Origin of the sequence: Mesorhizobium sp. CA5, assembly GCF_020165105.1 — a bacterium.
In the GTDB taxonomy this organism is placed as follows: Bacteria; Pseudomonadota; Alphaproteobacteria; order Rhizobiales; family Rhizobiaceae; genus Mesorhizobium.
Window position 1 is genome coordinate 88,105 of the sequence record NZ_JAIUHJ010000015.1, and the last position, 15,025, is coordinate 103,129.

Annotated in this window: 12 protein-coding genes and 1 pseudogene; 11 read left to right on the top strand and 2 right to left on the bottom strand. The window is 62.4% G+C overall.

Annotation, left to right across the window (positions count from 1 at the left end; all coding sequences use genetic code 11):
* Complete coding sequence (gene epmA / locus LB529_RS19805) at positions 1–1,041, bottom strand: EF-P lysine aminoacylase EpmA (RefSeq protein WP_224544754.1); 1,041 nt, start codon at positions 1,039–1,041, stop codon at positions 1–3.
* Between the two features lie 129 nt (positions 1,042–1,170).
* Between epmA and efp the strand changes: the two genes are divergently transcribed.
* From efp to LB529_RS19845, 8 genes and pseudogenes are all read left to right on the top strand, one after another.
* Positions 1,171–1,740 carry an elongation factor P gene (gene efp, locus LB529_RS19810; protein WP_095767917.1) on the top strand — a complete coding sequence of 190 codons (570 nt, stop codon included), beginning with the start codon at positions 1,171–1,173 and terminating at the stop codon, positions 1,738–1,740.
* 413 nt (positions 1,741–2,153) lie between these two features.
* A complete protein-coding gene (locus LB529_RS19815; protein WP_224712071.1) occupies positions 2,154–3,857 on the top strand; it encodes a type I secretion system permease/ATPase in 1,704 nt (567 codons plus the stop codon).
* A 26-nt stretch (positions 3,858–3,883) separates the two neighbouring features.
* Complete coding sequence (locus LB529_RS19820; RefSeq protein ID WP_224712110.1) at positions 3,884–5,215, top strand: HlyD family type I secretion periplasmic adaptor subunit; 1,332 nt, start codon at positions 3,884–3,886, stop codon at positions 5,213–5,215.
* Positions 5,216–5,366: 151 nt separating this feature from the next.
* Positions 5,367–6,635: a calcium-binding protein gene (locus LB529_RS19825; protein ID WP_224712072.1), complete on the top strand. Its 1,269-nt coding sequence runs from the start codon at positions 5,367–5,369 to the stop codon at positions 6,633–6,635.
* A 447-nt stretch (positions 6,636–7,082) separates the two neighbouring features.
* On the top strand, positions 7,083–8,291 hold the full coding sequence (locus tag LB529_RS19830) for a calcium-binding protein (protein ID WP_224712073.1): 1,209 nt from the start codon (positions 7,083–7,085) through the stop codon (positions 8,289–8,291).
* 377 nt (positions 8,292–8,668) lie between these two features.
* Positions 8,669–10,123, top strand: coding sequence for a winged helix-turn-helix domain-containing protein (locus LB529_RS19835; protein ID WP_224712074.1), 1,455 nt, complete (start codon positions 8,669–8,671; stop codon positions 10,121–10,123).
* Positions 10,124–10,351: 228 nt separating this feature from the next.
* The gene (locus tag LB529_RS19840) at positions 10,352–10,735 is read left to right on the top strand and encodes a VOC family protein (RefSeq protein ID WP_224529348.1); all 384 of its coding nucleotides are present in this window, start codon (positions 10,352–10,354) and stop codon (positions 10,733–10,735) included.
* A gap of 37 nt (positions 10,736–10,772) precedes the next feature.
* Positions 10,773–10,898, top strand: a pseudogene (locus LB529_RS19845) (DUF899 domain-containing protein); the annotation flags it as partial.
* Positions 10,899–11,043: 145 nt separating this feature from the next.
* On the opposite strand, the gene LB529_RS19850 reads toward LB529_RS19845, so the two are convergent.
* Positions 11,044–11,709, bottom strand: coding sequence for an ArsR/SmtB family transcription factor (locus LB529_RS19850; protein WP_224712075.1), 666 nt, complete (start codon positions 11,707–11,709; stop codon positions 11,044–11,046).
* Between the two features lie 108 nt (positions 11,710–11,817).
* Here LB529_RS19850 and LB529_RS19855 point away from each other — a divergent pair, with 108 nt between their 5' ends.
* The 3 genes from LB529_RS19855 to LB529_RS19865 all read left to right on the top strand — a co-directional run bounded on the left by LB529_RS19855 (position 11,818) and on the right by LB529_RS19865 (position 15,004).
* Positions 11,818–12,549, top strand: coding sequence for an MBL fold metallo-hydrolase (locus tag LB529_RS19855; protein WP_224712076.1), 732 nt, complete (start codon positions 11,818–11,820; stop codon positions 12,547–12,549).
* A complete protein-coding gene (locus LB529_RS19860; RefSeq protein WP_224712077.1) occupies positions 12,546–13,808 on the top strand; it encodes an MFS transporter in 1,263 nt (420 codons plus the stop codon). Before LB529_RS19855 ends, LB529_RS19860 begins: the two co-directional genes overlap by 4 nt.
* Before the next feature lie 107 nt (positions 13,809–13,915).
* The gene (locus tag LB529_RS19865; protein WP_224712078.1) at positions 13,916–15,004 is read left to right on the top strand and encodes an acyltransferase family protein; all 1,089 of its coding nucleotides are present in this window, start codon (positions 13,916–13,918) and stop codon (positions 15,002–15,004) included.
* Positions 15,005–15,025: the final 21 nt, after the last annotated feature.

Consider the following 15,025-nt stretch of genomic DNA (forward strand, 5'->3'; position numbering starts at 1 on the left):
TCACGCCACCGGCGCCCAGATCACATCGTCGACCCTTGCGGCTCCCGTCGCCAGCATCACCAGCCGATCGAAGCCGAGGGCCGAGCCGCTGGCTTGCGGCATGATGGCCAAAGCGGCGAGGAAATCCTCGTCCAGCGGATAGCGCTCGCCATAGACGCGCTCTTTCTCGTCCATCTCGGCGGCGAAGCGGCGGCGCTGCTCGGCTGCGTCGGTGAGCTCGCCGAAGGCGTTGGCAAGCTCGACGCCGCAGCAATAGAGCTCGAAGCGCTCGGCGACGCGCGGATCTTCAGCGCTCGGCCGGGCGAGCGCCGCTTCCGAAATCGGATAGCCGTATAAGATGGTGGCCCGCCCCTGCCCAAGCACCGGCTCGACTTTTTCGACCATCACCCGGCTGAACAGGTCGGCCCAGTTGTCGTCGGGCGCAGTGCGCAGGCCGGCGCGGACCAGTGCCTCGTGAAGGGCGTCGCGGTCGGTGCTGCCGTCGGCCGATACGGTCGCGAGCAGGTCGATGCCGGCATGGCGCAGGAAAGCCTCCGCCACGCTCAGCCGCTCCGGCTCGGCGAACGGATCGGCCTCGCGGCCGCGAAAACGGAAACTCTTGGCGCCGGCTTTTTCCGCGGCGAGCGCCAGGAATTCGGCGCAGTCGGCCATCAGACGCTCAACTGTATCGCCGACGCGGTACCATTCAAGCATGGTGAACTCGGGGTGATGCAGCGGCCCGCGCTCGCGGTTGCGCCAGACCGGGCCGAGGCTGAAGATGCGTTCCTCGCCGGCGGCGAGCAGCTTCTTGCAGGCGAATTCCGGCGAGGTGTGGAGATAGAGCTGCCGGCGCGATGCGTCGGGCCCGATCGCCTCGGTGGCGAAGGCGGCGAGATGCGCCTCGTTCCCCGGCGAAACCTGCAGGGCCGAGGTCGTCACCTCGACGAAATCGCGCTGCGCGAACCAGCCGCGCAGGGCGGCGGCGATGGCATTGCGCGCCATCAGCCGGGGCCGGCGGTCGGCATGAATATGCGGCGTCCACCAGGGCGAAGCGGCGGTCATGGGCAGGAAAATCGCCCGACAGGCTGGCGGTTCGGCGCAAGATGCGCTAGGGCGCACGCGATGGCCGCCGTCGCCGCTTCGCGGAAATCGACGCTTGCAGGCCGAAAAACTCGAACGGGATCGAATATCGTGGTCAAGGTCATCGCCAGTTCCTTACGCAAAGGCAACGTCGTCGATAAGGACGGCAAGCTTTATGTCATCCTCTTTGCCGAAAACATCCACCCTGGCAAGGGCACGCCGGTGACCCAGCTCGACATGCGCCGCATCGGCGACGGGGTGAAGGTCTCGGAGCGCTACCGTACGACCGAAATGGTCGAGCGCGCCTATGTCGAGGAGCGCGAGCACACCTTCCTCTATTCCGACGGCGAAGGTTTTCACTTCATGAACCCGGAAAGCTACGACCAGGTCGTGGCCTCGGAAGCCGTGGTCGGCGACATGGCGCCCTATCTGCAGGAAGGCATGGCCGTGCAGCTCGCGCAGTTCAACGGCGTGCCGATCTCGCTGGTGCTGCCGCAGCGCGCCACCTTCGAGGTGGTCGACACCGAGCCGGTCACCAAGGGCCAGACGGCGTCTTCGTCCTATAAGCCGGCGATACTCTCCAACGGCGTGCGCACGGCCGTGCCGCCACATATCTCGGCCGGCACGCGCGTGGTGGTGATGACCGCCGACGGTTCTTACGTCGAGCGCGCCAAGGACTGAGATTTTAGGGCGATTGAAGTGGCTCGCCTGAGCACAGGCGGGCCTGCAATTACACATAGTTGGCTTTTTTGACCCGTATCCGCCAGTTTCGCCTGCGGACGATCGCTTACGCCTCACTTCAGCCGCGCGAACCACGAATGCCGACACCCGAAAGCTGAAATAGTGTTGGCACCAAAGGCCCGCGCCGCCGCATGTGCATCTGCTGATTGCCCAAATACCCAGCGCACGCTGCGTTTTATCAAAGGCAGTTACCCTCCGAACGTTTAGCGAAAGGCGAGGCACGCTTGTATCGCCGCATCATTCCTTTGATGGATTTCAGAGGCCAAAAAGCAAGATAGCGTGCGGCGCGCGGAACGGGCGCGGTCGCCGTCATGCAAATAAGCAACAAACAGGCTCCTGCTTTGCAGGCAGTGATGAAAGAGGCCAAACGCGCCATAACGCCGCTTATCTGGTTCAGCGGCGGCATCAATATACTGATGCTCACCGGCTCGTTCTACATGCTTCAAGTCTACCACCGGGTTCTGTCCAGCCACAGCGTGGAAACTTTAGCAGCGTTGTCGTTGATCGCCTGCGCGGCGATCCTGACAATGGCAGGGCTCGAAATGGTACGCGCCCGCCTGCTGTCAACCGTAGGCGCCTGGATGAACTCGAGGCTGGCCCCAGTCCTGTTGACCGCGTCAGTAGAGCAGTCGGCCGCCACGCCGGGTCAAGGCAGCACGCGGTCTCTGCGCGATCTCGACCAAGTGCGGAATTTCTTCACCAGCCCGAGCATCTACCCAATCCTCGACGCACCGTGGGCGCCAATCTTCTTCATCGCCATCTTCTTCATGCATCCGTGGCTCGGCTGGTTGGCGCTGGCCGGCGGGTGCGTGTTGTTTGCGCTGGCATTGCTCAACGAACTCACCACCCGCAAACCGCTGACAGAGGCCGGCAACGCGCAGGCACGGGCTTTCACCCAAGCCGAGTCGGCAGTCCGCAACGCCGAGGTCGTCCAGGCCATGGGCATGCTGCGGCCGTTGCTCGACAGTTGGCAAGAGCAGCAGGATGAAGCGAGCGCCGGACAAGTCGCCGCCGGCAACCGCGCCAGCGCCATCGCGTCTATCGCACGTTTCTGGCGGATGGCCTTGCAAATGGCGGTGCTCGCCCTCGGCTCTTACCTGGTGCTGCAAAACGAGGCCTCTCCCGGCATCATGATCTCATCCTCAATCTTGATGGGCCGCGCGCTGGCCCCCGTGGAGCAAGCGATCAGCACGTGGAAGGCGACACTTGGGGCACGCGCCGCTTACAAGCGTCTTACCGCGTTTGTCGGCCAGCGACCCGAGGCCAAAGCAGTGTGGTCTTTGCCGCGCCCACAAGGAAAGGTCGAGGCAGAGAGTATTGTCCTCGCCCGGCAGGGTGGCGGCGAGCCTGTCTTGAAAGGTGTGAGTTTCCAACTCAAGCCCGGTGAAGTGATGGCGCTCATCGGCCCGAGCGCATCCGGCAAGACAAGCCTGGCCCGCGTTCTCGCCGGCGCTTGGCGCCCATCAGCCGGTCGCGCTTTGCTCGACGGCATGGACGTCGCCGAGTGGCCCGCCGAGGACCGTGGTCGGCACGTCGGGTATTTGCCGCAGGACATCGAGTTGTTCGCCGGCACGATCACCGAGAACATCGCCCGCTTCGCGAAGCTCAGTCCCGCGGTCTTCAACAGCGTGATCAAGGCCGCGCAACTGGCGGGCGTTCACGAATTGATCAAGGGCTTGCCGAAAGGCTACGAAACTCAAGTAGGGGATTCAGGCGCATCGCTGTCAGGCGGACAGCGCCAACGAATCGGGCTGGCGCGGGCACTCTACGGCGATCCGACACTCATCATCCTGGACGAGCCGAATTCCAACCTCGATCGCGAGGGCGAAGACGCCCTGATGGCCGTGATCGGCGCGGTCAAGGCGACGGGCACTACGATGATCCTGATCGCACACCGCCCAAGCATCATGGAGAAAGTCGACAAGGTGCTGGTGCTCAATCAGGGCAGACAAGAATTATTCGGGGCGCGTGACACGGTCTTCAACGAACTCGCCGCCCGCGCCAGGAGAGTGGCTCAGCTGCCCAACACCACTCACGTCACGGCGGTCACGTCATGACCCGCGCAAACCCAGCAGACAACGATATGAACATAGTCGCTCTCCCCCAGCCACTGCCACCCCCGCCGACGTTGCAACCGCTCCGTCTCAGAGCCGTCACGAACGCCGGTTTCTCAATCATGTTCCTGTTCTTCGGCGTGGCCGGCGGCTGGGCGGCCCTGGCACCGCTCGACAGCGCGGCGGTGACGACCGGAGTGGTCAAGGTCGACGGCGACCGCAAACTCATCCAGCACCTCGAGGGCGGCATTATCGCCGAACTGGACGCCGTCAACGGCGATGTCATCAAGAAAGGCAAAGTCCTCGTCCGCCTCGACCACACCCAAGCCAAGGCTCAACTGGACTCGATCCAAAACAAGATCGCCACACGCGAGGCGCTCGTCGCCCGTCTCCGGGCCGAACGCGACGGCAAGGACACGATCGAGTTCGACCAGGCATTGCTCGACAACCCGGACCCTGCCGTCAAGGACGCGCTGGCCACTCAACGTGACGTCTTCAACGCGAAGCACCGCAACCTGAAAGACGAGAAGGCAATCCTCGACGAACGCCGCCAGCAGACCGCCGAGCAAATTGCCGGACTGCAACAGCTTATCGCGACCGAGGACAAGCGGATCGCGGCATTCGCGAATGAGAACAAAGACCTCGAGACTTTGCTCAGCAAGGGGCTCACCACCCGCGAACGCAACCTGACGCTCACCCAGCAACAACGCCAGACCGAGGGAGAACGCGCCACGAATGTCGCATCGATTGCCCGCGCCCGCAGCTCTATCGCCGAGATCGACATGCAAGTCCTCAACCTTACAACTCAACAGTTGAACGAGTCAGTTGACGAATTGAGCAAGGTCGAAGCGGAGCTGTTCGACTTCCGGCAGCAAGCGCGCGCGGCCGAGGATGTCCTCAAGCGCACCGACATCACCGCGCCCGTCGACGGAATCGTAATGGACGTGAAAGTCCACACGGCGGGCGGAGTGGTGAAACCCGGCGACACGCTGATGACGGTCGTGCCGCTCGGCGAGAAGCTGGTCATCGAGACCATGGTCAAGCCTGAGGACGTCGAGACGATCGCCCCCGGCCAGACAGCCTATGTCAGCTTCCCGGCCTTCGCCAAATACAACCTGCCGCAGCTAGACGGCATCGTGGAAACGGTGTCGGCCGACCGGTTGGTGGACGAGCGCACCAACGCTCCTTACTTCGCCGCGACGGTGGTGATCGACAAGAGCGAACTGGCCAAGCTCGACGGTCGCAAGCTGCTGCCCGGCATGTCGAGCGAGGCCATGATCAAGACCGGCACCCGCACGGTCCTGGCCTATCTCGCCGAACCGCTCACACAAAACATCCGTCGCTCATTGCGTGAGAAATGATGCAAACATCAGTGGCTCACGTGCGTATCCATGTCACAACAAGGGAGGATCCAGATTAAAGACACAAGTCTACACCTCGCTCATTTATGTCCATACCCACACTATAGAGTTATAAATCGCACAATTGTGTGTGCAGTAGGGAGGAAATACCGTGGCGAAAAATCCAGTAATTATAACAATCGGCCCCGATTTCTCACTGTCAGCGGCCAGCGTCGACCTGAACTTGCATAACCACACAGTGCAGCTCGAAGAGAACCCCCCGAGCGCGACAGTCGTCGACGAGTCCGCTTACTTCGCCGGCAGTAACGGCATCGCCTACACCACCGACTTCACCAACCCCACCGGGGATTATCTCCGTGTTTACACCGGCTCGGAATTCTCAGACCGAATGATCGGCGACGATCTCCTCAACCATCTTCTCGGCGGCGGCGGCAACGATTTCATGTACGGCGGCGGCGGTGACGATTGGATTGAAGGCGGTGACGGTAGCGATTCTATTGCCGGTGACGCCGGCGACGATTCCCTCTACGGCAACGCCGGCGACGACACCATCAAAGGTGGTGACGGTAACGACTTTATCAGAGCCGGTGACGGTAACGATATCATCAACGGCGGGGCCGGTGATGACGCCATTTATACCAGTGACGACAGCCAAGCCCACTACTCCCCCGGTGTCGACATAGTCAATGGCGGTGGCGGCAACGATTTTATCAGGGCCGGCCGTGACGGCGGCATATTCAATGGCGACGCTGGCAACGACACCATCACCGGCAGCGAGGGCCAGGACACTATCAACGGCGGGGCCGGCAACGACACCCTCTACGGCGACAACGGCGCTATGAATCACAACAGCACCGACACCATCCACGGCGGTGCCGGTGATGATTATATCGAAGGTGACGTCATGTTTCTCCCGTCCGGCAGAGCTAACTTCCTGTACGGTGACGGGGGCAACGACACCATCGTCGGGTTTATCGGTGACGACACCATCAACGGTGGGGCCGGCAACGACACCATCGAAGGGGGTAGGGCAAATTTCTCGATCAATTCCGGCAGCGACACCCTGACGGGCGGCGGGGGTAACGACACCTTCGTCTTCCACAGCCACACCTTCGTCGCCGGCCAACATGATGTCATCACCGACTTCAAACACGGTGACGATAAGTTCGACCTGAGGGACACTCACGACACCGCGTTCCTGCAAGGCCCCAACTTTGACTCGGCACAGTCGGCTATCGATTATCTCCACGCGCACAATCTCTCTGTCGAGAGTACAGTAGTAAAGGTCATCGACGGTTCTGCCGTCGACCTCGTCAGTTTTAGCGACGACGCCGGCACTCTCGACCTCAACGTGTCGGTAAGCGCGTCGGCGGCGGCGCATATCACACAGGCGGACTTCCTCTTCGGCGCTCTGGTGTAACCTACAGTGAGGGGCGGCGCACAAGTCGCCCCCCAACACCTGATAGTGAGACACACGTATGCGGACAGAGGTAGGGAGTGCGCGGTTTAGAGGGTGCCCGAAGCGGTATCAGAGTCGACCTGGCCGCCTCCATACACCTCGGCCTCGGGCGGCGATAATACAGACGGCTTCCAAATCTCCGACGGGCTCGGCGGCGTGGACAAAGTCTGCTGCCGGGTATGTCGAGCGAGGCCATGATCAGGACCGGCACCCGCACCGTGCTGGCATATCTTGCCGAACCGCTCACGCAAAACACCCGCCGCTCATTGCGCGAGAAATGAAATCTTCGACAGCTCCATACGCATCCGTCTCACAACAAAGGAGAACCCAGACCAAGGACTCATGGTTGTATCCGCAGTGTAGCATCACAACGCGCACAATTTTGTGCGCAACAGGGAGATGAATACCATGACTAAAAAGCCAGTCTTAGTATCAGTCGGCCCGGATTTCTCGCAGTCGACGGCGAGTGTCGATCTGAACCTGCACACCCACACAGTCCAAATCGAAGAGAACATCCCGCCGAGCGCGACAGTCACCAACGAGGCCGCTTATTTCGCGGGCGGGACCGCATACACCACCGACTTCACATACACCGGCACCTGGTTCGGTTCGGCTTTCTCCGACCGAATGATCGGTGACGATCTCACCAACCTATTTTCCGGTGGCCCCGCCAACGATTTCCTCCACGGCGGCGCCAGTGCCGACGCTCTCAACGGCGACGACGGCAACGACTTTATCACCGGCGGGGCCGGGGATGATCTTCTCGACGGCGGTGCCGGCAACGACACGATCAATGGCGGCGCTGACAACGACACACTCCGAGGCGGGATCGACAGCGACGTGATTTACGGCGGCACCGGGGACGACACTATCTACGGCGGCAGCGGGATTCGCCCGAGCGACGGTCAGGATCACACTCCCGGCGACACGAACGACACACTCTACGGCGGTGCCGGCAACGACACGATCTTCGGCAACGCCGGGGACGACTATATCGAGGGCGGTGCCGGCAACGATACCCTCTACGGCGACGACACCGCCACCTCCCCCACCAGCGGTAACGACACCATCCACGGCGGTGCCGGCGATGACGTGGTCGAAGATAGTCGCGGTACCAACACCCTATACGGCGATGCCGGGAATGACTTGATATTGGGTGGAGACCAGAACGACACCATCTATGGCGGCAAAGGCGCCGACATCATCCTCGGCGGCGCAGGCGCGGACTGGATGTCGGCGAACAATGGCATCACCACCGGGGACGGCGCCCGGGACACCTTTGTCTTCTTCTCGGGCGAATCATCGGCGACCGTTCAGGACACCATCCAGGGATTCAAGCATGGCGAGGATAAAATTGATCTGCATGAGTCGCGGCACGTCGCTTTGATCCTTAACGACTCTCCCGGTACTAGCGGAACTTTCGCCTCGTCTCAGGCAGCTCTCGACTATCTTCACGCACACAACATATCCGCCGAAGGAGCAGTGGTGAAAGTCAACACCGGAAGCAGCGGGCTCATTGTCGGTTTCAGCGACGACGCCGGTACAATCGACCTAAACGTGGCGGTGGGCGAGACGGCGGCAGCTCACATCACCGAATCAGACTTCCTCTTCGCGTAGAAAAGCTGCGCCTGTAAAACTTGCAGTGGAGTACGAGCGCCAATTCTCGGTTACTGAGGTCAGCCCATTTGGAACGCGGCGCTCTGGGGAGGCGGCTGCATAATGCCGATAACAGAGACCCTCCCGACGCCGATCGAGAAGGCTGGCTGGCTGGCTGCGCGACTATCCCGCCCTTGAACCGAACCCAAAGGCGGGCATCGGCAGCGCCCGGCGCCATGAGCAGAGTTGCGCCATAGCAAATTGATGACGCACTTTCCCGGAAAGTTCGCCGTTAGATTTGCGCGGCGCCGGAACTGTTCCGAAATTTCCGAAACGTCTACTATGCCTGCATGCACGGGACTCGCATCGCTTTTGGTCCGTTCGTACTCGACCCCGACATGGGGACGCTCCTTAGAGAGGAGATCCCGGTCGCTGTTGGGCATCGTGGACTGACGCTGCTTGCTGCGCTTGCGGCACGGCCTGGCGAGATCCTGACCAAGGCCGAACTGCTGGATGCTGCCTGGCCGGGAACCGCCGTCGAGGAAGGCAACCTTACCGTTCAAATCGCGACACTAAGAAAGGCTCTCGGTCCGGCTGATAATGGCGGTGAGTGGATCGCCACGGTGCCTCGCGTCGGCTACCGCTTCACCGGGACTGTCAAGCCGGTGGCGAGCGCATCCTGCAAACCGATACCGCCGTCCGGCAAGCCTTCGATCGCGGTGCTGCCTTTTGCCAATCTGGGCGGCGATCAGGACCAGCAGTATCTCAGCGACGGCATAACCGAGGACATAATCACGGAGCTGGCCAGGTTTCGCTCCCTCCTCGTCATCGCGCGCAATTCGTCTTTTCAATTTCGCCATCCGGCAATGGACATTGCCGAAGTACATCGCAAACTCGGAGTTCGCTATCTCGTCGAAGGCAGCATAAGAAAACTCGGTGATCGCATTCGGATCACCACACAGCTGATCGACGCCGCCACCGGCACCCATCTATGGGCCCAACGCTACGATCGGGCCCTTAACGACATCTTCGCGTTGCAAGACGAGGTTGCGGCGCTTATCGCCTCGATGGTCGAAGGGCAAGCGGAGGCGGAATCGGCGACCCGTACCAGACGCAAGCCACCCGCCGATTGGGATGCATACGACTACTACCTGCAGGGGCGCGCGCACTTTTACCGATATGAACTGGAAAAGTCCGAGCCCCTCTTCGTTCGGTCCGTGGATCTCGATTCGTCGTTCGCTCAAGCCCACGCCTTCCTCGCGCAGGCCCTCGTCGGCAGATTTTGGTACGACAATGATCCGCGGACGCTACAGAAGGCCTGGGACTCGGCACGGACGGCGCTCTCTCTCGACAGAAGCGATGGCGTCTGTCACCAGAGCATGGGGCTGGTGCTTACACACATGCGCCAGCATAGCGATGCAGGAGTGCATTTTGAGCTCGCGCGCTCGTTGAACCCGCTAGACGTGAATATAGCGGGGGATTACGCAAGCTGGCTCAACTACGGCGGACGGGCCGAGACGGCACTCAACGTGCTCGAAACCGCGCTCCTGCGCGAGCCATTACCTCCGGTGTGGTTCTGGGAGGTGAAGGGCAGCTCTCTGTTCCTGCTTGGAAGGTACTCGGAAGCTGTCGCTTCGTATCGGAAGGCCGGTGACCAATTCTTCATCCATGCCTTCCTCGCAGCATCATACGCACATTTGGGCGAGATGGAGAAGGCGCGCGCTGAGGTTGAGGAAACACTGACAAGGAAACACGAGCTGACCATCCGGCTGATTTCAGGTCTCCCGTTCACCGATCAAGTCGCCCTTGAGCTTTTCACGTCAGGCTTCAGAAAGGCCGGTTTTCCCGTGTGAACGTATCTACGATCCCAGCCTATCTCGATTTTTGGTAAACACGCGGACGATCCTGATGCCCCGCAGGACAGCAGGTCCGCCTGCAACCAAGCGAGCTACGGTCAGCACGGTTGCCCGCCGTCTGGATGTTAGGCTCTCACCCGAAGCGATAAGGCTATCCTGCCCGCGATGACAGATACAAAGTGGGTGACCTTGGCCCCAAAGCCCGGCTTGGCTAGACTTCGAAAGATGCTGGACGCCATTCACCACGTCGCGCTTATCTGCACCGACTACGATCGGTCGCGACGGTTCTATGTCGAGCTGCTTGGCCTGGACCTGATCCGCGAGGTCTATCGGGAGGAGCGGCAGTCCTGGAAGGCCGACCTGCGGATCGGATCCGCCCAGCTGGAATTATTTTCCTTCCCGGCCCCAGCGCCGCGGCCGTCTTATCCAGAGGCGACAGGACTGCGGCACTTGGCGTTTGCTGTGGGGAACCTTGACCTCGTAGTTGCGCGCCTGGAAGCCGCCGGCGTTGCCGTAGAGCCAATCCGGATCGACCCATATACGGATCGGCGCTTCACCTTCTTTAGCGATCCGGATGGATTGCCGTTGGAACTCTACGAAGCGCAATAAAGTGCCGTTTATACGACAGTCTGCGTATGCGGAGCCGGGTTTCGAGTCAGCCGATCCAGGCAAAGACCCGACAACCGAGCCGGACCTGATGATGCTGTGGAACGTCCTGGATTGGACGCCGGAAGGTCGCGGGACCGACTGGTACCCGAAGATCACCTACTAAGCGGTCGAGATAGTTTGCCAAGGTCTGGCGTTGCGGAAAAGGGTGGAGAACCGCTCACGGCCCCGCTCAACGCATTCGCCAGGTTGTCACCAAGCGTCTGCAACTGGCGCTCGGTGGCTTGTCGGCGCGGTCTAATTAGTCACGATCAGGTAACCACTTCCACCGGCAGGCCGGCGGCTTTCCATTCCGGCATGCCGTCCTCCAGCCGGCGCGCGGAATGGCCGAGCGCGCGCAACGCCGCGACAGCCTCGAAGGACATCACGCACCACGGTCCGCGGCAATAGGCGACGATTTCGCGGCCGATAGCGGCGTCGGCTGACCAGACCCTGACTTTCCCCAGCGGGACATTGATGGCGCCCGGCACATGGCCGAGCGCGAACTCGTCTGCCGGGCGGACGTCGATCAGCGTCACCAGTCCGTCGCGCATCAGCCTCTGAAGCTCGTCGCGCGTGACCGGCCGCATGTCGTCGCGCGCGTCGAAATAGCGGCGCACGATGCGGTCGACCTCGGCGAGCTGCCGCTCGGCAACGCCGCGCACGGCGGCGAAGGCGGAAAGCACGCTGTCATCGGCGAGCGAATAGCGCACGAATTTTCCATCGCGCTCGGCCGAGACGATGCCGGCGCGGCGCAGCGCCTGCAGATGCTGAGAGATGTTGGCGACGGGCAGGCCGAGCTTCGCCGCGAGCGCCTCGACGCTGCGCGCGCCTTGCGCCAGATGCTCGATCATTTCCAGGCGCAGCGGATGCCCGAGCGCCTTGGCGACGATCGCGAACTGCTCGTACAGCGCCTGTTTCGGATTGCGGATTGACATCGACCTTTCTGCCGTCATTCAATGGAATAATTGAATGACGGTTTCGACCATTGCTGTCAAGCAGAGCGGCTCCCCGGGCGCGCAGCCGCTCGTTCGGAGGAAAAAGCGATGATTCTCAGGCAGTTCCTGCACAACGATCCGGTTGCCGCCTCCTATCTGTTCGGCTGCGGCGGCAAGGCTTCCGCGGCCGTGGTCGATCCGCTCGGCGACATCGCGCCCTATGTCGATGCGGCGCGCGCGACCGGCATGCGCATCCTCTATGTCGTCGACACGCATATCCATGCCGACCACATCTCGGCCGGACGCTCGCTGGCCGAGGCGACGGGCGCGGAATACGTGCTGTTCGAGGGGGCCGAAGCAGGCTTCCCGTTCCGGCGTGTCAAGGATGGCGAGGTGCTCGAGCTCGGCAATGTCACGGCGACGGTCTTGCATACACCGGGCCATACGCCGGAGCATCTGAGCCTGTTGGTCACCGACCGGACGCGGTCGGCCGAGCCTTGGTTCGTGCTCACCGGGCACACGCTGATGGTCGGCGATCTCGGCCGCACCGAGCTTGCTTCAAGCGCCGAGGACGGGGCGCGTGCGCTTTATGCCAGCGTGCGCCGCCTGAAGGAGTTGCCCGACCATATCGAGGTACTGCCCGGCGCCTATTCGGGCTCGGTCTGCGGCCGCTCGCTGAGCGGCAAGCCTGCATCGACCATCGGCTTCGAGCGACGCTTCAACAGGGCCTTCCGCATCGAGGACGAGGGTGAGTTCGTCGCCGCCATGACCGCCGACATCCCTCCCCCGCCGCCGCAGGCCGCCCGGACCCGGGCCGTCAACGCCGGAGCGAAATCTTGAACATAGCGGCGTCTGCCGTCGCGCTCGGCCTCAAGGCCAACTGGAAGCAGTTTTCGCTCCTGGTGCTGATCAACGCCTTCGTCGGCGGCATGGTCGGCATCGAGCGGACCGTGGTGCCGCTGATCGGCGCGGAGGAGTTTGGCGTGGCGTCAACCACGCTGGTCGTCTCCTTCATCGTCAGCTTCGGCGTGGTCAAGGCCTGCGCCAACCTTGTCTCCGGCCAGCTTGCCGACAGATGGGGCCGCAAGCGGGTGCTGATCCTCGGCTGGCTGTTCGGCCTGCCGGTGCCCTTCATCATCATCTGGGCGCCGAGCTGGGGCTGGATCGTCGCCGCCAACGCGCTGCTCGGCATCAACCAGGGCTTCGCGTGGTCGATGACCGTGATCATGAAGGTCGACCTGGTCGGACCGAAGTCGCGCGGGCTCGCCGTCGGCCTCAACGAATTCGCCGGCTACCTCGCCGTCGGCGTCACCGCTTTCCTGACCGGCTATCTTGCGAGCCGCTACGGCTTTCGTCCCGTGCCGATCTATCTCGGCGCCGGCTACGCGATCCTGGGTGCGGCGCTGTCGATCCTGCTCGTGCGCGACACGCGCGAGCATCTGCGGCTGGAGCTGGCCAACCATCCAAGACAAGCTTCCCCGCTCAGCTTCCGCGAGATCTTCATGCTGACCTCGTTCGGGGATCGCAATCTGTTCGCAGCCTCGCAGGCCGGCCTGGTGAACAACCTCAACGACGGCATGAGCTGGGGGCTGTTTCCGCTCTTCTTCGTTGCCAATGGGCTCGGCATCGAGCGCATCGGCATTCTCAAGGCGGTCTATCCGGCGGTGTGGGGCATCCTCCAGGTCGCGACCGGGCCGTTGAGCGACCGCTGGGGCCGCAAGGGGCTGATCGTCGCCGGCATGTGGGTGCAGGCGGCGGGGCTTCTCACCACCGCCATGACGCGCGAATTCGGCTGGTGGCTGCTGGCCAGCCTTTTGCTCGGCCTCGGCACGGCAATGGTCTATCCGTGCCTGATCGCGGCGGTGTCGGACGCATCGCACCCTTCCTGGCGGGCGCGCTCGCTCAGCGTCTATCGCTTCTGGCGCGACCTCGGCTATGCGATCGGGGCGCTGTCCGCCGGCCTGATCGCCGACTTCTTCGGCTTCGTTGCGGCGATCGCGGCCATTGCCGCATTGACCTTCCTGTCGGGCGCGATCGTCGCGGTGACGATGCGCGAGCCGCGTTCCGCCACCGTGGTTCCGACATCGGGCGATCGTTGAGACCGCCTCGGAAACGAAGGCCGTGTTTACGTTAATGGAAGCTTGATGCTGCGCGGGATGTGCCTGTCCGCTACAATCTGATCAGGTACATTTCCTCGAGATCGTTCATGAGCAACCCGAACCGCATGCCGTGGGTGGATACGGCAAAAGGCCTTTCCATTATCCTGGTGGTAATGATGTATGCCGCCTACAACACCGGTGAATACACCGGCGGCGTCGGCTTCCTGCATTATGTCATCGGCTTCGCGACGCCGTTCCGGATGCCGGAATTCTTCCTGATCTCGGGCCTGTTCCTGTCGCAGGTGATCGACCGTCCATGGCGGCGCTATATCGACCGCCGCGTCGTCCACTACCTCTATTTCTACGTGCTTTGGGCGATCATCTCGATCGGACTGAAGATCGGCATCTTCAGCCGCGACCCCGCCGGCATGCTGCATGATCTCGCGATGGCCGCCGTCCAGCCATACGGCGTGTTGTGGTTCATCTACATGCTGGCGGTGTTCGGGATCGTCATCCGCGTGCTGCGCGAGCTTCGCGTGCCGCACTGGGTCGTCATCTTGGCTGCGGCTGCGCTGCAAATGTGGGCGCCGAAGCCGGACAGCTACGCGCTTGAGCAGTTCGCGGCCTATTTCGTGTTCTTCTATCTCGGCTTCGTGCTCGCGCCGCCGATATTCCGGCTGGTGGAGTGGACGCAGGCACGGCCGGCGATCGCCGTTCTCGGCCTGCTCGCCTGGGCGATCGTCAACGGCCTGCTCGTCTATTCGCCGGGCTATGCGATGCAGCCGGTCGGCATGCAGATGGGATTGGCGGCATGGCCGCCGCTGCATCTGTCGCTTGCCGTCGCCGGCGCCGTGGCGCTCTGCGTTGCCGGCGGTTTCCTGTCGAAATTCGCTTCCATGGAATGGCTGCGCTGGCTCGGCGAGCATTCGCTGGTCGTCTATGTCGCCTTCACCATCCCGATGTCGATCTTCCGGGGCGTCATGCTGGCGAGCGGTCTCCTGACCGATACCGGCATGCTGAGCCTGGCGGTGCTGCTGGTCTCGGTCATAAGCCCGGTGGTGCTCTACTTCATCGTCCAGCGCGTCGGCTTCGGCACCTTCCTGTTCGAGCGGCCGGCCTGGGCGCATTTCGACAGGCCGACAGCTGCCAAGGCCTCCAGCAAGCCCATGACCCGGCCGGCACGCGAGGCGGCCTGACCGGGCCGCCCGTTCCGGCCA

Excerpts from the sequence above, each read along its gene's own strand:
- LB529_RS19815 (WP_224712071.1), top strand. The coding sequence starts at position 2,154 with ATGAAAGAGGCCAAACGCGCCATAACGCCGCTTATCTGGTTCAGCGGC.
- LB529_RS19850 (WP_224712075.1), bottom strand. The coding sequence starts at position 11,709 with ATGTCAATCCGCAATCCGAAACAGGCGCTGTACGAGCAGTTCGCGATC.
- LB529_RS19855 (WP_224712076.1), top strand. The coding sequence starts at position 11,818 with ATGATTCTCAGGCAGTTCCTGCACAACGATCCGGTTGCCGCCTCCTAT.
- epmA (WP_224544754.1), bottom strand. The coding sequence starts at position 1,041 with ATGACCGCCGCTTCGCCCTGGTGGACGCCGCATATTCATGCCGACCGC.
- LB529_RS19865 (WP_224712078.1), top strand. The coding sequence starts at position 13,916 with ATGAGCAACCCGAACCGCATGCCGTGGGTGGATACGGCAAAAGGCCTT.
- LB529_RS19835 (WP_224712074.1), top strand. The coding sequence starts at position 8,669 with ATGGGGACGCTCCTTAGAGAGGAGATCCCGGTCGCTGTTGGGCATCGT.
- LB529_RS19820 (WP_224712110.1), top strand. The coding sequence starts at position 3,884 with ATGAACATAGTCGCTCTCCCCCAGCCACTGCCACCCCCGCCGACGTTG.
- LB529_RS19840 (WP_224529348.1), top strand. The coding sequence starts at position 10,352 with ATGCTGGACGCCATTCACCACGTCGCGCTTATCTGCACCGACTACGAT.
- LB529_RS19830 (WP_224712073.1), top strand. The coding sequence starts at position 7,083 with ATGACTAAAAAGCCAGTCTTAGTATCAGTCGGCCCGGATTTCTCGCAG.